Here is an 18,921-nt window from a genome sequence, read left to right as displayed (position 1 = left end):
AGAGGAATATCACCATGTTCGTCACCATGATTGCCGCCAAAATCCGCGCCTTCCTGCGCTATCGCGAGACGGTTCGCGAGCTGTCGCGTCTGACCAACCGTGAGCTCGACGATCTTGGGCTGTCACGCTCGGAGATCCCCTTCATCGCCCGCTCGCACGCTGCGGCCTGAAGTCACTGAATAGAACCGCCGCGTCACCGGGCGCAGCGCGTTCCAGGTAGTTTCTCCCGGGGCTCATGATTCCCTCCCCTTGAGCTTCGGTCGAAGAGCGAATGCCCGCCTCACGGCGGGCATTTTGCATTTCAGGGCTGTTTTCACTTGACCCGAAATCCGGCTGAGAACTCATCCGAGCCGTGAAAGCCCGAGATCAACCCGTCCTTGTCATCGGAGGCAGCCTCGCCGCCACGAAACCTGATTGGGTAAAACTTCCGCGCCAAGTCCGCGAGCTTGGCCTCTCGCGAGTCGACCGACCCAAGAGCGGACGCTCCAAACGCCGGGAATGGGTCGTTTCGGACGTGTCACCGTCGCTGGCTTCAGCTCTGCTTTCGGGCCGGAAGCCAGAGCCCGCTCATGGCGCCGAGCGGCTCGGCCTGAATGTCGACGTGCAGACGATGGACTGGGGCACCGTGCGCCTGGGCCTCGTCGGTGCTGGCCAGCCATTGCGCCGTCAGCGTCTCCATCTCCGGGCAAAAGCTGCTGGACGATGTCCAGCGCAGCGCTTGACCAGGCTGCCTATCGTCAGCACCATGCGGCATTGCACGACCTTGCCATGACAATCTTCGGCGGCAGGAGGTGGGGGTAGCGGATAGGCCGGCACTAATCCAAGGCTCCCCGGCACCCCTCCCCTGGGTGACACTGCCGGGTGCAGGAGACCCCGTAGCGCCAGGGCTCTCCCAAACTGGTGTCTACGGGGTTTTTCGCCAGAGGTTTCGAGTGAAAACCGACTGACCGAACGAAATCGCCGCTGCGGTGCTTCCCGCCCGCTATCGGCGCACGCTCGCACTTGGCTGTCTTGCCCCGCACACACGGAAAGTTGCCCCCCGCGGCTAGCGGCGATCATGTTCCTGGGAATGTGCGCCGAGGCCCGTGTCCTATTGAAACCGCTCGCCGCGTGGCCGGAGCGGCGCTGAAGGGTTCCTTGGGAGCGGAGGCGCACCGACTGGCTCATCCGATGTGATGTCGACAATCTCCCTCGTGCCTGCCTTCACCAGTACGACAATTCGCCCATCGACGATCACCATGCCAAAAGGCAAGGATCGAGCCTCGCCGTCGAGGCCCACGACCCGGATCGAACGAGGAACCACGTCGCCAAGCCGAGGGACCCACTTGGAGCCGTTTTCGGTTGATCCGAATTCGGCAGCCGCCAGAGCTAGGGGAAAGGATGTGAAAACGGCGATTCCACGCAGCAGCATCGGATTTCGCCTCATTTCTGGGTGCGGGAAACCATGACAATGACGGCCGGTAAAGCGCGCGGGTTGTCGCCGCCACCGGGGCGAAGCTGAAACCTCAGGAGCTGATGCCCAGGCTCATCCCGATGGACCCCAACGTTCCGAGCGCAAAAAACTCCAGTCGAACAGATGGTCCGCAGTCTTCGGATTGGCTTCATAAAATAACCGACCTCGAAACTAAAACACCTCGAGATACAATCTAAATCCATGTCACGAGACGCAAGGAACAGAGAAGTAGAAATACCGCAGAATGAGGCCAAGCAACCACTCGGCAACATGTGAAGCATGCCCGGAGCCATGAGAGACATGTCACCGACAAGCGAGCCGACGGCAACAAAGGCAGGGATGAGAGACATGATCGAGACACTGACGTCTCGCGTGTTGTCCTGATGCGCGAACGCGGTCCTGAAGGCCATCGGTCTGGTCCTTCCGATAATCCGATACCGAGAGTTATCGCCCTTCCCGCTTCTGGCTTAAATGCGCTTGATCACATTGGCGGACCAACACGCGGCGAGACGAACCTCGGGTTCGCTCGCAGAGCATGTCTCGCGCCGACAGTGCTCGGCGATTCTCCGATCGCCGCGCACGCCTTCCGGCACGATGCGGCTCTTCTCTACTGCCGAGGACCGCGCGGGGTCTCGACGGGATGGCCGCGGAATTCATGCAAGGGCCACCCACGCCACGTCGGCCGGGTGCGCCGCCGCCGAGACATAGGCGCCCATCTCCGCCTCAGCGGCAGTGAGACGAGCACCATCCGAAGCATCGCGGTCCTGGCCCGTCGATGCCGCATCAAACGGTAGCTACCTCGCGGAGCGGATTTCGACCGTGGCGGTTCGGCCCGACACGAGAAGCGTGCCGGGTGGGACTTCGTCGAGTGCAATGCGCACCGGCACGCGCTGCGCCAGCCGCACCCAGTTGAAGGTCGGATTGACGTCGGCGAGCAGATTGCTGCCCGCCCCGCGGTCGCGATCGTAGATGCCGGCCGCGATGCTTTCGACGCGACCGGTCAGGCGGGTGCCGTCGCCCATCAGGAGGATCGAAGCCGGATCGCCGACATGGATGCGCGAGAGCCTCGTCTCCTCGAAATAGCCCTCTACGCGCAACGTATCGGTATCGACCAGCGCCATGACGCCCTTGCCGGTGCTGACGAAACTGCCCGGACGCAGGTCCATATTGGTGATGACGCCGTTGACGGAGGCGCGTACCTCGCTGCGGTCGAGATTGAGCTGGGCGACACCGAGATCGGCCACGGCCTGTTCATGGGCCGCCTTGGCCACGAGCTGTGTCGCCCGCACCTCCTCCTGCCGCTGCCGGGACACAGCGTCGGCGCTCAACGTGTGATAGCGGTCGAAGTCGAGGTTCGCCTGTTCCAGCGACGCCTTCCGGCCGGCGACAACGGCTTCGGCCTGTTGCCGCGCCAGCTCGAACCGCGCGCGGTCGATCCGAAACAGCGGGTCGCCGCGTTTGACCGGCTGGTTGTCGCGGACGAGAACCTCGGTCACGAAACCCGATACGTCGGGCGCCACCACCACGATATCGGCTCGGACACGACCATCCCGCGTCCAGGGGGCGTCCATGTAGTAGCCCCAGAGCCAGTGTCCGACCACGATGGCAGCGAGTACGGCGATGCCCGTGATCGCGTAGCGGCCGTATGACGCAAGCAGGTCTTTCACGCCAGAATCCCCGAAGAGAGAAAGACGACCATGCCAAGGAGGCAGGCGAAGACGGCCAGATCGAACAACGCCCGATGCCAGACGTGTTGATAGAGGCCGATCCGGCGGAACAACCGCGAGAGCAGCGCCGACAGGACATACGCGATCACGAACCCCAGCAGCAGCGAGGGAACATAGACGCCGAAGATGTCGAGGTCCGTTCTCATGCGAGTTGCATCGCGATCACCGGGGACTGAGGCATATAGGGCGGTGCTTGCGGGAACAATCCGCGCCTGATGCCGACAAGCCCGATCAGGGCGTCTTCCTTGGCCCCGGCACCGGGATCGTCGACGACTGCGGTCAATGTGGTGTCGATATCGGCGAGCAGGCTCTCGGGCATCGCCCCTCCCGGATAGGCGCGGAACGTGGCGGCCAGCCTGTCGAGCAAGCCGTCGATCGCCCGGACGGTGTTCTCCGAGAGCTGATGACGCGCGCGGCGCAGGTCGATGATGTTGAGACCGACCCGCAATTGGCCGAGGTTCTCGACGTCGCGTCGCTCGATTTCAGGAATGGCGGCGAGCCGCTGCACGAGCTGGTCGAGGCGGGCGAGCATGGCGCCGACGAAATTGGCCCGGTCGCGCTTACCGCGATGTTCCGCCGCCAGGGCGAGCGCGACCCAGCCCTTCCGCAGGAGGCGAGCCACGATCCATTCCGTGCGGATCGAGCGCAGCGTCCGCATCACCGCAATGGCGGCGGATATGCCCAACACGAAGGCGATCGCCGAATTGACGAACGCCGCGAAGTCCGCCTGATAGGTGGATTGCAGCGCCAGCATCGTCGCGAAGTTGACGGCGAGCGCGGTGCCTATCGCCGTCGTCGAGGGCCGCGCGATCAGATAACCGAACAAGACGAGCGTCGGCGCCAGGGCCACGACGACCACCTCGATGTCCGAGATCCGCGGGAGCAACGCGAACAGGTAAATTCCGGCGACGATGATGGCGACGACCGCCCATCCCCCGAAACTGCGCATGCCGATCGCCGGGTCGTCCCGGGAGGCGAAGATCGAGCATGCCACCGCAGCCATCATCGGGGCGGAGGCGCCATCGTGCCAACCGGTGCCGATCCAGAATGCGCAGCAAAGCAGGATTGCTATGGCCGTGGCGGCTGCCGACCAGATGGCGAGCATGGGATCGCGATGCCGGGCGACCTCGGCCCCTGCCTCCGGATCGAACCGAAGGGTGACACGGGAGGGATCCCGGCCTTCGTCGATCGCGGAGCGGAGCAAGCGGCAGTCCTGCAAGAGATCGGCGAGTTCCAGCAGGCGGATCAGCAGACTGACGATCAGGACCTGGTCCCAGCTCGAGTCGGTGGAGAGCCCAAGGCGACGGGCCTCGATCTCCAACGACAGTTCGAGCGTCGGTTGCGTGACGGAGCCGTCGTCGGCGATCCATGCAGACAGGCGCTCGAAGAGCCGGGCGAGATCGGGTTCATCGTCGCGCAACCGGGGACCGAGTGCCGCGATCCGGTCGTTGATCGAGGCAAGGATCGGCACGAGCATCAGCATGTGCCGCCGGAGAATGCGCAATCCACGCGCGGCCTCGATGTCGGTCAGCCGGTCATGATCGAGGTGGCTCTCCATGGCTTCGATCTCGACTGCTTCCCTCAGGAGCCGCTGCAAATGCTGCTCCTGGCCGACCCCGCTGCCGGCGAGGGCCTCCCGCGACAGCTTGGCCGCGGTCGCGAGCCAGTAATCGAGCCGCTCGGAGATGACCGTGCCGCTGCTCTGCGGGAATACCGTCCCGGAGATGACCGCAGCGCAGATGATGCCCAGCGAGATTTCCTGAACGCGCGCGATCGCGGTGTCGAAGATGCTGCCGGGATCCGAGACGGACGGAAAGGCGATGATCGCAGCCGTATAGCCCGACAGAAGGAAAGCGTAACTGCGTGCCGTCCCGTCCAGCAGCGCAAGGCAAAGGCAGAGGCCGACCCATAACGCGATCGCCAGACACAGCAGTTCCGGTACGTTGACGAGGCTCGGCACCATGGCCATGGCGGCGACAGCGCCGATCACAGTCCCGAGCAGGCGGTAGATCGCCTTCGCGCTCGTCCCTCCGGCGAGGGGCTGCGAGGTGATGTAGACGGTGGCCATGGCCCAGGATGGGCGCGGGAGATCGATCCACAGCGCGATGACGAAGGCGAGTATGGCGGCGCCGAAGGTCTTGAGCGCGAAGATCAGGTCCGCGTGTCTGACCAGGAAGGGCCTGTCCGGGGGCATGTTCCGGTCTCTGAGGGCGTCGCGTTGGCATGGTTGCCCAATGATCGACGGACCGCAAGTCGAGCTGCGCATTCAGGATCCGGCCGCTCGGCGCGGATGTCGACGTGCAGACCTTGGACTTGGACACCGTCGTCCAGCGCCGCACCTCCAGGGAACCGGTTGAGCGCGGCGGCTGGAGCATTTTTCACACGAACTGGCCCGGTTCCTCCATCACCAATCGGGCGCGCCGAGATCGCCATGGAAGGCTTCGGCAAACCCGTCGGACAGCTGGTGACGCCGGATATCTTCGGGCTCGATCGCAATCTGCCAATCACCAAGCCCAATGCCGCACGCGCGAAACAGCTCCTCGAAGAGACAGATTAACAACTCAACCTTCCCTAGAGGGCGTTAATACAAAAACACCAAAGGAGCCAAAAACAGGACGTAGTTCGTGATCATATTCTCTTGATTTCGATTTAGACATTTGATAGCGAGCCGAAATTACTACGATTACTATCGACAGTGTAGGAAATTCGAATATGACAATCCCACCAAGTGATGCGGAGGTGACGTTTCGACGGGTCACGTCTGCAAATGTCTCTGAAATTTGTGAACTGAGCGAGACCCTGCCCGAAGAACAGAGGGATTTTGTCGCGGACAACGGGTCGTCGATTGCAGAAGGATTCTGTTCGGAATCGGCTTGGTTCCGTGGAGTTTATGCGGGTGATGTCTTGATCGGTTTCGTGATGGTGCACGAAGGATCGGATTGGGACGATGGGATCGACTGCCCTGGCCCTTACTTGTGGCGTTTCATGATCGCCAGGCCTTTTCAGAACCGCGGCTTTGGAAAGCAGGCAATCTCCAAGATCGCTGCGCGCCTCCGATCGCGGGGTATCAGAGAACTTTACACGAGCTTTGGCCTTGGGCCGGGCAGCCCGCAGGCATTCTATGAAAAGCTCGGCTTTTCTCCCACCGGCGGAATGTTCGACGAGGAGATCGAAGTCGTCCTTTCGCTCGTGGATCGGTGAACGGGCACCCCAGGACATCCTGACGGCGTCCTCCCCGCTGTTCTGGAACGTCCGCCGGGGCTGACGCCCTGCCCTGTCGATGGGGACGAGCGATCGCGCTCGGAGCCTGACAGCAAACCCGCCGGAGCGATCCGGCGGGCTTTTGCGTCACGTCCGCTTCGGCAGCCCGAGGCAGCCGTACACGGGCAGCGACCATAAACTCATGTGGCCATCCCACCAGTGTTGGCTCTTGGAAGGGGACAGTGTGAACCTCGGCCTGGCCGGAGGCGTTCCTGCAGGGCAGCAAACTCGATCTCGACCTCGAGGAATGCCGCGGCTGACATAGCCAGCGAAGCTTCCGCAACGAGATGCGGGCGTCATCGCAGGGGACGCTCCCTCCTCCGCGGGACGACGGTGCCGCGAGGACTGGCTCGGAGCCCCGCACCGGACAGATCGTGCCACGCGTCGCGTGCTCCACCCCCGCTGAGTTGGTCCCCCCTGAAGGATGTCTTGTGTCAGACAGGAGGACCGCCATGCCGAAGAAGCGTCACAAGCCGGAAGAGATCAGCGACTACCGGATCACCAGAACAGGGATTGTCGTCCTCGCCAGAACCTCTGATGTCTGGCTGCCGAGCAAGACCTTCTGCACACCACGCCGGCCATGAGAGGACATGACGATAAGATCACAGCCATTGAGCTTGGCCGATCGGACGATTGCCTCGGCAGGCGAATCATCAATTTCGTGCTCCAGATCCACCGTAACGCCGTGTTTGGACGCGTGTTGTTCGATGGACGCAAATCGTTCCTTCATCAGCGCATCAATCTGGTGGTCGTAGCCCCCGATGGGATCACCGACGCCGCTAAGTCGGGCTGCGCGTGCCATGTCCGGGCTCAGGGGCTCCGACACGGTCAGAACGGTGACTTTCGCCCCGAGCGGCTTGGCGAGGGCCAGGCCATGTTCAAGTCCCTTGCGAGCAAGTTCGGAGCCGTCTGTTGCGATGAGAATGTGTTTGTACATTTGTCTCTCCGTCAGCAATCGCAATCGCATTGGCATTCTGGATGACAGTGATCCGAAGACAAGCATACGCTGCCGAGCGTCGTGACGATCGCGCTGATGTGCCTAAGCAGATCCCGCAGGCCGCCAGCGGCCTCGGCCTGTGCGCGACGCCGGTTGCGCCAGGCCGGCCAACAGGCGTTGTGGTTCCAGACCTTACCGGGTGCGCACGCGATGGCGCAGCACGTCGCCGCGCGAACGGCCGACGTGGTCCGGCGAATGTCAGCTCCCCGCCCCTCTCGGTCGTTGTGCTCGCATGGCAGCCGCCCGGCAACTCGCGCCATTCAGGCCGATGCCATTTCGAATTCACGCGCGAGGAGCCCTGGAGCAACGGGCCTGACCTTCGAGCCGGAAGCTCGTCGGCGACAGCAGCCTGAACGCCGAGGAGACTGTCATCGGTCAAGCCCGGTGTTCATGGTGTTCGCGAAGGATTAAAGTGCCCCTGCGGGGCTGTTGATCCAATGGGACGAAGCAGGCCTGGTCTCCGCTGGTTCGCTCCCGAGGAAAGCCAGGGAGGATCACGCAATGAACCGAAGGATCCGTTTGCATCCGCGCGCCGCGCTTTTGAGGTCCGCGCTCGGCCTTCTCGCCGCGATGGCCGTGACAGGTGTTGCGGCGCCTGTCGCCTCGGCGGAGGACGACGCCCGGAGCATCGTGAAGGGGATGGCGGACTATCTCAGCCGCCAGGAGAACCTGTCCGTGAAGTTCGATGCCGACGTCGAGGTGGTGACGCCTGCCGTTGAGAAGATCCAGTTCAGCGCCTCGGGTGAGGTCACCATGAGCCGCCCGAACAAATTTCGCATCAGCCGGACCGGCGGCTATGCCGATGTCGAACTGATCTCAGACGGTTCAAACGTGACGGTCTTTGACCGCGGCGGCAACCGGTTCGCACAGGTTCCCGCCGTCGGTTCCTTCGACACCGTGGTCGACAAGCTCCGAAACGAAACCCTGCTCGAAATTCCAGGGGCGGACCTTCTTCTGTCGAAGCCCTACGACGCGCTGATGGCCGGGGTGCTGGAGGCCAAGCATCTCGGCCGCGGCATCGTCGGGGGCGTCGAATGCGAACATCTCGCCTTCCGCAATCTGGACACCGACTGGCAGCTCTGGGTCGAGGTCGGTGACCGGCCGCTGCCGTGCAAATACGTCATCACGAGCAAGGCCGTTGGTGCCGCGCCCCAGTACACGCTGCGGCTCAGGGATTGGAAGACCGGCGTCAGCCCGGCACCGGATGCGTTCGCTTTCAAGCCGCCGGAAGGCGCCAGCGGCGTTGCGATCACCTTGCTCAAGGACATTGACGAAATTCCAGCCGGCGTCGTTCCCGGAGGTCAGAAATGAACAAGTCAGCCTTGAAATTCATGTCCCGCGCCGCGCTCGCAGTGCTGGCCGGCGGCGCTGCCCTGCTCTGGAGCGCAGACATCTCCGCTCCATCGGCCGCGTTCACCAGTCAGGCGGAGGCGAGGGTCGGGCGACCGTTGACGCCGATGAGTTACGCCGGCGTGGCCCGCCGGACCACCCGCAGGAGCGCCGCCTACGGGGCCGCCGGAGCCGCGGCGGCTGGGGCCTATTATTACGCCCCAGGCTGCCAGCAGGTCGTGAACTCCTACGGCCAGATCGTCTACCAATGTCCGTAGTCGGCCTGCTCTCCGGAGGCGTATCGATCGCGGCTTCCACCAGGGCGGCGGCTTAGTGATGGCTCGCTTGCTTTCGGTCAATGTGGGCCTGCCACGCGACATTCCGTGGCAGGGCAAGACCGTCCACACCGCCGTTTGGAAAAGTCCGGTTCAGGGCCCGCGCGCGGTACGTCGGCTCAACATCGATGGGGATGGGCAAGGAGACCTTGCCGGGCACGGCGGCGAGCACCGGGCTGTTTTGGTCTACCAATTGGACTCCTATCGCTTTTGGCAAGCTGAGCTGGGCCGGGACGACTTCTCCTATGGACAGTTCGGAGAAAATTTCACGGTCGATGGCTTGCCGGATGGTGAGGTCTGCATTGGCGACCGTTACAGGATCGGCAGCGCCCTGTTCGAAGTGACGCAGCCGCGCGTCACTTGCTACCGGGTCGGTCTTCGCATGAACGAGCCGCAATTGGCCGCGCTGCTGGTGGCGCGTGGCAGGCCCGGTTTCTATCTGCGTGTTCTGGAGGAAGGCCAGGTCGAAGCGGGCGATGAGATCGTCCAGGTCGGAATCGGCGCCGAGCGGATCACCGTCGCCGAGATCGATGCGCTGCTCTATAGGCCCGGTCACCCCAGCAGCCTGATCGAGCGGGCGCTGCGCATCCCCGCACTGAGCGCAGGCTGGCGCGCATCCTTCCAGGCGCTGCTCGCGCAAGAGCAGAGCAGCAGCGCGACGACGGGAAATGCCGGGCTCGCTCCGGTGTCCGGGCCGCCGCCAGCATGGGCGGGTTTCCGCCCGCTGCGGGTGTCGCGCAAGATTCGCGAGAGCGGCGGCGTGATCTCTCTGGCGCTTGAGCCCGTAGATGAACAGCCCCTGACGGCTGCTCTTCCCGGTCAGTTTGTCGTGCTGCGCCTGAGGCCGGCCCCGGTCGCGCCGGCGCTGATGCGCAGCTACTCCTTGTCGGGCGAACCCAGCGACCGCAACTATCGCGTCAGCGTAAAGCGGGAACCGCACGGCGTGGCGGGCACCTATATCGACGAAGCGGTGCAGATTGGCGACGTGCTGGACGTGAGCGCGCCACGAGGCAACTTCACGCTTCGGTTGGACGATAGCCCCGTTGTCCTCCTGAGTGCGGGGGTGGGGGCGACTCCCGTCCTGTCGATGCTCCACGCATTGGCGGCCGAAGCATCGCCACGGGACGTCTGGTGGCTGCACGGGGCCCGCCGCGGCCGTGAGCACCCTTTTGCTCAGGAGACCCGAACCCTGCTCGAAGCCCTGGCCCACGGCCACCGCCACATACGCTACAGCGCGCCCGATCCCGAGGACCGGCCGGGCGTGGATTTCGATGCTTATGGACGTTTGGACATCGGGGTGCTTCGGGATCTGGACGTCCCGCGCAATGCCGACTTCTTTATCTGCGGGCCGTCGGCCTTCATGAGCAACCTGACCGCAGGCCTTGCAGCCTGGGGCATCGCTGAAGACCGTATCCATACTGAGCGGTTCGGCGCAGGTCCGTCGAATAACCCGGGAATCGTCGCCTCGCCGCAGCGGCCGCCGCACTTGCCGCCGCACCTGCCTCCTGGGCCTTCCGCTGCGGGGCCGATGGTTTCGTTCGCCCGGAGCGGCTTGAGCGTCCCTTGGGGGCCGGCGTTTCAGAGCCTTCTGGAGCTTGCCGAAGCCTGCGACATCCCCACGCGGTGGTCTTGCCGAACGGGGGTCTGCCACTCCTGTGAAACCGGGCTTGTGGCTGGGAAAGTGGCCTACCGGCCCGAGCCGATCGATCCACCAGCCGGCGTCAATGTGCTGATCTGCTGTTCCCAGCCTCTGGGCGATGTCGTCATCGATCTGTGACGGAACTGAGTATCCGCTTTCCGATCCTGGCCGGACGGCAAAGATTGGGTGTTCGCAACCAGGGCAACCGGCAGTCGGCAGTCGGCAGTCGGGACGAACGGGATTTCCCGGGCCGCGCGCAATCAGGGCGCGCGGCGCGACGACCATGCTGGATCATCTGTGATTGCATGCTTTGCCCCGAAAACCGCAATCCACTTTTCGGGCCGATGCTTCAGGCAGCCTGGCTTGTGCTCAAACTGGCCATCTCGATGGTGTCTTTGACGATCTGTCTGATCTCGTCGCCGGAGAGCGTGTCCTGCTCCCGGAAACGCGCGGAGAGTGCATCCAGGGCAGGCTCATGGGCGCGCAGCAGCGTGAGAGCCGCCGCGTAGCATTCGCGCAGCAGTTCTTCGACTTCGTCATCGACGCGCTGCTTTGAATTCTCCGAGATCGGTCGGGCCGAAAACGCGCTGCCGCCGTCGACACGGCTGGCCATCGTCGAGCCCATGCCAAAGCGGGTGATCATATCACGGGCTATCTTGGTCGCCTCGTGGATGTCCGCGGCAGCCCCGCTCGTGATGGCGTCATCGCCAAACTTGATTTCCTCGGCAGCCCGGCCCGCCATCGTGACGATCAGTTCGGCCTTCAGCTTCGACTTGCGGAGCAGCACACGGTCCTTCAGCGGCAGCATGGCGATATGCCCAAGCGAGCGTCCGCGGGGAGCCACGGTGCCTTTGTGGATCGGGTCGCATTCCGGCTGCAGGACGTTGGCCAATGCGTGCCCTGCTTCATGCACGATGATCGTTTCCATCTCGCCCGGATCGATCATCAGGCCGTGGCGCTGGTCGCCGCCGAGCAGTTTGGCGTCACGCGCGTCCTCGAAATCCGCCATCCTGACCTGATGGTCGCCGCGCTTGCCGGCACGCAATGCAGCCTCATTCACCAGGGTCGCCAGATCGGCTCCCGAGAAACCGGGTGTTCCGCGTGCGACCGTCGCGAAATCGACGTCTGCGGCGATCTCGACGTCGCGCGCCGAAACCAAAAGGATCCGCTCACGGGCCATCTGGTCGGGTGCCGGCACAGTGATGTGCAGATCAAAGCGCCCGGCCCTCACCAGCGCCGGGTCAAGGACATCAATGCGGTTGGTCGCGCCAATGATGACGATGCCCGCGGAGGACCCGAGCCCGTCAAGCTGGGTCAGCAGCTCGTTGAGCGTGTTGGCGGAATCGTTTTCCACCGAGCTCGAGCCATCGGAGCGCCGCTTTCCCACCGAGTCGATCTCGTCGATGAAGAGAATGCAGGGAGCGCGTTTGCGCAGCTGTTTGAAGATCGAGCGCACGCGTGCGGCGCCCACACCGGCAAACATCTCCTGGAAAGCAGAGCCGGAGACCGAAAGAAAGGGAACGCCAGCCTCGCCCGCCACCGCCTTGGCCAGCAGAGTCTTGCCGTTACCTGGATCACCTTCGAGCAGAACCCCGCTCCTTGCCCGAGCACCAACGGCTTCGAACTTCGACGGGTCCTTCAGATAAGCCACGATGTCCCGGAGAGCCTGCTTGCCCTCGTCAGCGCCAGCGACGTGATCGAACCGGGTGAACGATTTTGGGTCGCCAGGCTTGATGAACTCACCGATCTTCGACTTGCTGCGGACAGTGCGGAGCAACCAGACGGCCATTCCGACGATCAGGGCCAGCACCAGGACTTGTGCCACCAGCCCGAAAATTCCCAATGACAGGCTGAGCGCGCTGACCTCGGGACTGCCGAACTCCACGTCCGTGCCGCTCTTTGCCAGGTCTATCGCCCAGGCCTGAGACACCGGCGTCCGAATGACGGCCGAGCGCCCATCCATCGTCGTTACCCGCGCCTGGCGATCATCGAGGAGCCGGACGCTCTTCAGCTGACCGGCCTCGGCGAGCTTCAGCGTCTCGGCAAACGAGATCTCGGCTGGTCGATGTTCGGGGGCCGCCGATGCGAGCACCGGCGTGCCCAGCACGAGCGCGAGGGTGAGGACGCGGAGAAGATGAAGCATGTGAGCCCGGACTTTGAATCGACCCTGACGAGCGTCGCACGCCTCGGGAAAGAGTAAACAACTCGTTAATTTTATCCTTAAGATTGGGGCTCGGAGATGGCCGAGCCTCTCCCCGAGCTTCGGACAGTGCCTGAAGCGACGCGTCCGCGTCAGCGCAATGCCGCAAATGGACCAGGCGCCTGCGACTTCGGTCGGGGTCGGGCTGGCAATTCGGTGGGCAGGCCTGGGCTGGCCCTTTGCCGGCATCCAGGGAGTTTACTTTCGGGCAGTCTGGCTGGCGCGCTCGGCAATAGGCAAAGGAGGCCCTTAGCTGACGTCCACAACGTCAGCCAAGGGCGTCTCGGTTATGAGCCAATCCACGTCGCAATGGTCAGCCTCTTACGTCGTGTCAGCCACTGAGCTCAATCTCAACCGGACTCTCAGGCGGCCGAGGCGCCTTCGTCAGCGAAAGACGTTCGGGGGCAGCGGCGGCTCCGCACTGAGCAGCGTGATCGTCACCCGTTGGTTCGGCGCGATGTAGGGATTGTCGGGGAAGACCGGCTCGGTGTCGGCGCGTCCCACCACGGAAGCGAAGCGGTCGTTGGGGAGCCCGGCACCCGACAAGATCCCGCGCACGGCGAGCGCGCGCCCGGCGGAGAGGCTCCAGGAATCGACGGCCCGCACCGAGCCCGGGCGCGCGGCGGCCGTGTGGCCCGTGACAGACAGTTGGTTGGGCAGTCCGCGCAGGGTGGGCGCGAGCGCCACCAGCACGCGACGGGTGCGCTCGTGGGGGTCGACCGAGCCCTCGGGGAACATGGACCGGCCGAGCTCGTCCGCGAGGGAAACGTTCAAGCCCTCCTTGGTCGGCTCGATAACGATGTTGCGCGACAGCTCGGCTATTTCGGGCATGTTCTGGAGCGCCTGCCGGAGGCTGGCTACGGCGCTGTGCTGGGCCTGCGCGCCGGCGGCCGGGCGGCTGACTTCGCGGTCGCTGGCGCGGCCCGAGCTGGTCCGGCGCGCTCCGTCCTCCTGCTCCGTGATGCCCCTCGCCGCGTCGCGGGGCGCCGACGACCTGTTGCCCGACTTGTCCAGGGCGGTACCCATCAGGACGCCGCCAGCGCCACTGGTGCTCGCACTCACAGCCCCCGGCGTGAAGTATTCCGCCAGGCCGATCTTCTGCTCCTGCGTCGTCATGCTGATCAGCCACATCAGCAGAAAGAACGCCATCATGGCGGTCACGAAGTCCGCATAGGCGATCTTCCAGGCCCCGCCATGGTGCGCATGAGCGGCCTTCTTGACCTTCTTGATGATAATCGGCTGGGCGGGCTTGGCCATCGAGTCCCTACTGGAGATTGGGTCAGATGTTGGCGGGCAGATCGGCGGTTGCCGCTTCCACTTCGCTGAAGGTCGGGCGGACGTCGCTCATCAGAGCCTTGCGAGCAAATTCTACCGCCATCACCGGCGGCTGGCCGCTGATATGGGCGAGGAGGCCCGCCTTGAGTGAAAGGTAGTACTTGGATTCCGCCTCGAAGATGCTCCTGAGCGACTGCGCCATGGGCCCGAAGAAGCCGTAGGCGACGAAGACGCCGAAGAAGGTGCCTACGAGCGCGCCGCCGATCAGATGTCCCAGCACCTCCGGCGGCTCGGTGATCGACCCCATCGTCTTGATCACGCCGAGAACGGCGGCGACGATGCCGAGCGCTGGTGTCCCGTCGGCGATCGACTGCATGGCCGCAACGATGCGCTCCTGCTCCTGGTGGTGCGTTTCCAGTTCCTCGTCCATGAGAGCGTCCATCTCGTGGACGTTGTCGGCACCCATCGTCAACATGCGCATGTAGTCGCAGACGAACTCGACCGCATGATGGTTCGCTGCAAAAGTCGGGAAGGCGTTGAACAGCGTCGACTCGCTCGGATCTTCAATGTGCTGCTCGACCGCGAGCAGGCCCTTCTGCTTCGCAAGCTTGTACAAGGAATACTGCATCGCCAGCAGTTCGACATAGGCTTCCGGCTTGTACTTGGAGCCCTTCATGAGCGTGCCGAACATGGCGGGCACGGCCTTGAGCACCGGCGCGGTGTTGCCGATGATGAAGGCACCGACCGCTGCACCGAGGATGATAACAAATTCGAACGGCTGCCAAAGGACGAGGAGTTTGCCGCCCATCGCCGCATAGCCGCCGAAGACGCAGACAAGGACGATGATTGTGCCGACGATCAGCCGCATAGATCTGCTACCCTGCGCCGCAGCAGGTGCAGCCCGCGCGAATTCACTACTAGTCCAGCGAAATGACCGATCGAGGTTAAGGGCGAGTTTACAGCCATTCGCCCGCAGGTTTGTAAGCGTCGTCCTCCGGCCACGGCTTGAGGCTGGGGGCGGCAGGGTAGGCCCAGGGGAGAAAATCGGGCTGCAATGAGTCTCCGCCAATCCTGGTGATCGGCGTCCAAAAGGGGACCGTTTCCCGGGATCATCTACGCTACGCCGCTTTGCTGTGGCGCGGCGAGGCTGAGGATGACGCGCGTGGCCTCGACGAACTAGCCGGACTGGTCCAGCTCAGCCGCTTCCATCTCTGCCTCGTTCTCACTGGCGACCGGCATGACCCCGCATGAATGGCTGACGACGCTGAGGATGCGCTGCGCTTGCGAGTTGCTGGAACGGGCCGATAGGCCGGTGATCACCAGAGCGGGCGCGAAGAAAAGTCATAGGCCTCCGCGACAGCAGGCGGCTCCCGGCCGTGGAAGCCGATCATCGTCTCGCTGAACAGCGGGGCCTCGTCCGGATGCCGGCCGAGATAGTCGAAGACCGGCACGCCCTGCGCCTTCTCGAACGCCGTCCTGCCGCTCTGCAAGGAATAGGCTATGTCGTCGAAGGCCCCCGCGAACCAGGGGCTGCCGGTGGTGAGGATGGTAGCCCGCGCCGAACCGGGCGCGCCCGTCTTCAGCGCCTCCCCCAGCGTCCGGACCGACCCCGCACGGAATGACCACCAGCCGGGTTCCGAGACGTCGCGTCTGGCAGCATTTGTCGCTGGTCATCCCCTGGTCGCACAAGCGGCACGTCGTGGCGATTATGCGACGCCCACCATCGCCCTCGCGGTCCGACGCGTTTGGAACGGACCATGTGGAATCTCCGGCGGAGCAAAACTGTCGGAACTGGCGCGATCCCAGCGGCTGTACCAATCGGCGAGCTCCGGAAACTCTTTTCCGCCCAGCAGAAATCCCTCCGGCAAATAGGGGAAGGCCTCGTTGCCATCGAGGAACTCGTTGTCCTTCTGTCTGAACATGAAGTGATAGGGCATGAAGTCGCTGGGATGGCTGAGGCCCGCCGCACCCGCGATTTCGCCGAGCGCGTGCATGGTGTTGCGATGAAAGCGCGCGACGCGGTCGCTCTTGTCACCGACATCTATCGCGCTCTGGCGGCGCTGGTCCTGTGTCGCGATACCGACTGGGCAGCGATTGGTGTGGCAAGACTGGGCCTGGATGCAGCCGATCGCGAACATGAAGCCGCGCGCCGCGTTGCACCAGTCCGCCCCGAGCGCGAGCGTGCGGGCGATGTCGAAGGCTGACACGATCTTGCCAGCCGCCCCGATCCTGACCTGATCGCGGATGCCGGCGCCCCGCAGCGTGTTGTGGACGAAGGTCAGCCCTTCCAGCATCGGCATGCCGACGCGGTTGGCGAATTCGACGGGAGCGGCGCCAGTGCCACCCTCCGCGCCGTCCACGACAATGAAATCGGGTACGATGCCGGTGTTGAGCATGGCCTTGACCATACTCATGAATTCGCGGCGATGGCCGATGCAAAGCTTGAGGCCGACCGGCTTGCCGCCGGAAAGCTCGCGCAGTTCACCGACGAATTGCATCAGCCCCGTCGGGGTGGAAAAGGTGCTGTGGGCCACAGGCGATATGCAGTCTACGCCCATCGCAATGCCTCGCGCCTCGGCGATCTCGGGTGAGATCTTGGAAGCTGGCAGCATGCCGCCATGACCCGGTTTGGCGCCTTGGCTGAGTTTGATTTCGATCATCTTGATCTGCGGATCAGCAGCCAGTTCCGCAAAACGTTCGGGAGAGAAGCTGCCATCTTCGTTGCGGCAGCCGAAATAGCCCGACGCCACTTGGAAAATCAGGTCCCCGCCGCCTTGCCGATGATAGCGGCTGATGCTGCCTTCGCCGGTGTCATGTGCGAAGCCGCCCTTCCTCGCGCCAGTGTTGAGCGCCAGAATGGCGTTGGCAGAGAGCGAGCCGAAACTCATGGCCGAGATGTTGTAAATGCTGGCCTCGTAGGGATGCCTGCAGGCAGGTCCGCCGATCCGGACGCGAAAATCGGTGTCGACAATGGCCGTCGGCGCGGCCGAATGGGTCAACCACGCATAGCCGGAACCGTAGACGTTCTCAGAGGTGCCAAAAGGCAGCTTGTCCTCGTCGCCCTTGGCGCGCCGGTAGACCAGGGCGCGGTCCTGCCGGCTGAACGGAACTTCGTCATGGTCGCTTTCGATGATGTATTGCCGGATTTCCGGCCGGATGCTTTCCATCAGAAAGCGCAGATGCCCGATCACTGGATAGTTGCGCAGAATCGAATGCTTGTGCTGGCGCATATCATGAACGCCCAGAAGGACCAGCGCGCCCGCAATCACCGCCGGGACAAGCAGCCACCCGCTATAGGCGAGCCCCCCGGCAAGCGAGGCGGCAAGAGCGAGCATGGCAAGGACAAATACCGCATAGCGTTGATTCAGCAGAGCATTTTTTAGCATGATGTCCTGACGCAATGCGTGGTCGGTGTACGTTGAACGCGGGAAATTCGGGGTTTCCTGAAGAGACGGCGGCAAACGGCGCCGTCCTCTTCTTCGAGACCGAATCTGGACGATCTCATCCCCAATATAGCCCTCCTGATCGACCGCGCGCCACACAGCTTGGCTCTGCCACGCGGGCAAGATTCGGCAGGTCTGTGAACAGCGTCCCGAGAGTTTCGCTGCGAAGCTCAAGAACACCCTCCGCCTGGTTCAGTTGGCGTAGAGTTTGACGAAGCGTACTGCGTGCCGACGGGCCGAGCGCGTGTTGGGATGCCGCGAGGCGTGACGATGCGCCACGGACGTCAGCTTCCTGGCAAGGCCCCAACGTCCGGACCTGGCGCAGCGCGGCTGCCAGCTTTCCTTGCGGCGCTTGCAAGCCGGGCTGAACCCCGCTCTATCGTCGCCCATTACGAGGACGCCGAGCGGTGGGGCGATACTGTGACACAAGGCGACACTGCCTCCGCACCACCGTCACTTGCGGCGCTGGGCTGGACGGATTTCTTTGCAGATCAATGCGAACCAGATGACGCCTGCCTCCGGCCTGCGCGCATCGACACTGTGCACCGTGCCCGCATGAGCGCAATCACGCCCGATGGGCCGATCAGGCTCAAGCTGCCGGTCCATACCAATACAGGCGACTTCACGGTGGGTGACTGGGTTCTGGCGGAGCCCGGCACACATCTGCTGCGGCGCCGGCTCGAGCGCGCGACGGTGTTGGCGCGGCGCACCGAGGGCAGCATGACGCCGCAGCTTGCCGGGGCCAACATCGACACACTGTTCATTGTCACCTCCTGCAATGCTGATTTCAATGTCGCGCGCCTGGAGCGCTATCTTGCGCTGGCCAATGAGAGCGGAGCCGAACCTGTCATCCTGCTGACCAAGGCCGATCTCGTGCCCGACGTGCAGCCCTATCTCGACCAGGCCGCCGCCCTGCAGCGCGGGCTGGCTGTTGCAACCGTCAATCCGCGCAGCTCTCACGCGGCGGCTGCGTTCGCGTCCTGGTGTGGCGAAGGCCGCACCCTCGCGCTGGTCGGTTCGTCCGGCGTCGGCAAATCGACTCTTGTGAACGCGCTTGCCGGCACCATCGATGGCGAACCGCAGCAGACCGGCGACATCCGCGACCACGACGCTAAGGGGCGCCACACCACGACGTCGCGCTCGCTGCATGCGATTGCCTGCGGCGGCTGGGTGATTGATACGCCGGGCATGCGCACGCTCCATGTCAGCGATGCGGCGTCTGGTCTCGAAACGCTGTTCGCCGAGATCACGGAACTAAGCCC

At 63.8% G+C, this 18,921-nt stretch carries 17 protein-coding genes; 7 read left to right on the top strand and 10 right to left on the bottom strand.

The window, feature by feature from the left end; translation table 11 throughout:
* The first annotated feature begins 14 nt into the window (after nt 1-14).
* A complete protein-coding gene (locus AB4118_RS33480; RefSeq protein WP_441493807.1) occupies nt 15-170 on the top strand; it encodes a DUF1127 domain-containing protein in 156 nt (51 codons plus the stop codon).
* Between the two features lie 362 nt (nt 171-532).
* Here the strand turns inward: AB4118_RS33480 and AB4118_RS33475 are convergent, their stop codons facing one another.
* The 4 genes from AB4118_RS33475 to AB4118_RS33460 form a co-directional block, all read right to left on the bottom strand.
* On the bottom strand, nt 533-679 hold the full coding sequence (locus AB4118_RS33475; protein ID WP_441493805.1) for a hypothetical protein: 147 nt from the start codon (nt 677-679) through the stop codon (nt 533-535).
* Between the two features lie 1,568 nt (nt 680-2,247).
* A complete protein-coding gene (locus tag AB4118_RS33470) occupies nt 2,248-3,120 on the bottom strand; it encodes an efflux RND transporter periplasmic adaptor subunit (RefSeq protein WP_441493804.1) in 873 nt (290 codons plus the stop codon).
* Nucleotides 3,117-3,326, bottom strand: coding sequence for a DUF1656 domain-containing protein (locus AB4118_RS33465; RefSeq protein WP_441493803.1), 210 nt, complete (start codon nt 3,324-3,326; stop codon nt 3,117-3,119). Before AB4118_RS33465 ends, AB4118_RS33470 begins: the two co-directional genes overlap by 4 nt.
* Nucleotides 3,323-5,374 (bottom strand): FUSC family protein, encoded by a 2,052-nt coding sequence (locus AB4118_RS33460; protein ID WP_441493802.1) that lies wholly within the window; start codon nt 5,372-5,374, stop codon nt 3,323-3,325. The genes AB4118_RS33465 and AB4118_RS33460 overlap by 4 nt, the downstream gene beginning before the upstream one ends.
* Before the next feature lie 237 nt (nt 5,375-5,611).
* Between AB4118_RS33460 and AB4118_RS33455 the strand changes: the two genes are divergently transcribed.
* The gene (locus AB4118_RS33455; protein ID WP_441493801.1) at nt 5,612-5,737 is read left to right on the top strand and encodes a hypothetical protein; all 126 of its coding nucleotides are present in this window, start codon (nt 5,612-5,614) and stop codon (nt 5,735-5,737) included.
* A 155-nt stretch (nt 5,738-5,892) separates the two neighbouring features.
* Nucleotides 5,893-6,381, top strand: a complete 489-nt coding sequence (locus AB4118_RS33450) for a GNAT family N-acetyltransferase (RefSeq protein WP_441493800.1) — start codon at nt 5,893-5,895, stop codon at nt 6,379-6,381.
* A 550-nt stretch (nt 6,382-6,931) separates the two neighbouring features.
* On the opposite strand, the gene AB4118_RS33445 is transcribed toward AB4118_RS33450, so the two are convergent.
* Entirely contained in the window at nt 6,932-7,378 is a 447-nt protein-coding gene (locus tag AB4118_RS33445) for a universal stress protein (RefSeq protein ID WP_441493799.1), read from the bottom strand.
* A gap of 561 nt (nt 7,379-7,939) precedes the next feature.
* Between AB4118_RS33445 and AB4118_RS33440 the strand changes: the two genes are divergently transcribed.
* Genes AB4118_RS33440 through AB4118_RS33430 form a run of 3 tightly spaced genes read left to right on the top strand, consistent with a single transcriptional unit; the run spans nt 7,940 to nt 10,879 of the window.
* The gene (locus AB4118_RS33440) at nt 7,940-8,749 is read left to right on the top strand and encodes a DUF2092 domain-containing protein (RefSeq protein WP_441493798.1); all 810 of its coding nucleotides are present in this window, start codon (nt 7,940-7,942) and stop codon (nt 8,747-8,749) included.
* A complete protein-coding gene (locus tag AB4118_RS33435; RefSeq protein WP_441493797.1) occupies nt 8,746-9,045 on the top strand; it encodes a hypothetical protein in 300 nt (99 codons plus the stop codon). Before AB4118_RS33440 ends, AB4118_RS33435 begins: the two co-directional genes overlap by 4 nt.
* Nucleotides 9,046-9,103: 58 nt before the next feature.
* A complete protein-coding gene (locus AB4118_RS33430) occupies nt 9,104-10,879 on the top strand; it encodes an MOSC domain-containing protein (RefSeq protein ID WP_441493796.1) in 1,776 nt (591 codons plus the stop codon).
* Between the two features lie 211 nt (nt 10,880-11,090).
* Here AB4118_RS33430 and AB4118_RS33425 read toward each other — a convergent pair whose 3' ends face one another.
* The 5 genes from AB4118_RS33425 to AB4118_RS33405 form a co-directional block, all read right to left on the bottom strand.
* On the bottom strand, nt 11,091-13,130 hold the full coding sequence (locus tag AB4118_RS33425; protein WP_441493795.1) for an ATP-dependent metallopeptidase FtsH/Yme1/Tma family protein: 2,040 nt from the start codon (nt 13,128-13,130) through the stop codon (nt 11,091-11,093).
* Nucleotides 13,131-13,325: 195 nt separating this feature from the next.
* Entirely contained in the window at nt 13,326-14,198 is an 873-nt protein-coding gene (locus tag AB4118_RS33420) for a flagellar motor protein MotB (protein WP_441493794.1), read from the bottom strand.
* Between the two features lie 22 nt (nt 14,199-14,220).
* Nucleotides 14,221-15,285, bottom strand: coding sequence for a flagellar motor stator protein MotA (motA, locus tag AB4118_RS33415; protein WP_441493793.1), 1,065 nt, complete (start codon nt 15,283-15,285; stop codon nt 14,221-14,223).
* A 247-nt stretch (nt 15,286-15,532) separates the two neighbouring features.
* A complete protein-coding gene (locus AB4118_RS33410; RefSeq protein WP_441493792.1) occupies nt 15,533-15,706 on the bottom strand; it encodes a hypothetical protein in 174 nt (57 codons plus the stop codon).
* Nucleotides 15,707-15,922: 216 nt separating this feature from the next.
* A complete protein-coding gene (locus AB4118_RS33405) occupies nt 15,923-17,602 on the bottom strand; it encodes an FMN-binding glutamate synthase family protein (protein ID WP_441493806.1) in 1,680 nt (559 codons plus the stop codon).
* A gap of 477 nt (nt 17,603-18,079) precedes the next feature.
* Between AB4118_RS33405 and rsgA the strand changes: the two genes are divergently transcribed.
* The coding region (gene rsgA, locus AB4118_RS33400; protein ID WP_441493791.1) for a GTPase RsgA at nt 18,080-18,921 on the top strand (842 nt) is incomplete at its 3' end.

Origin of the sequence: Allobosea sp. 2RAB26, assembly GCF_052115465.1 — a bacterium.
Taxonomy (GTDB): Bacteria; Pseudomonadota; Alphaproteobacteria; order Rhizobiales; family Beijerinckiaceae; genus Allobosea.
Note: the sequence above shows the minus strand (reverse complement) of the source record. Positions and strands in the feature narration are given on the sequence as shown.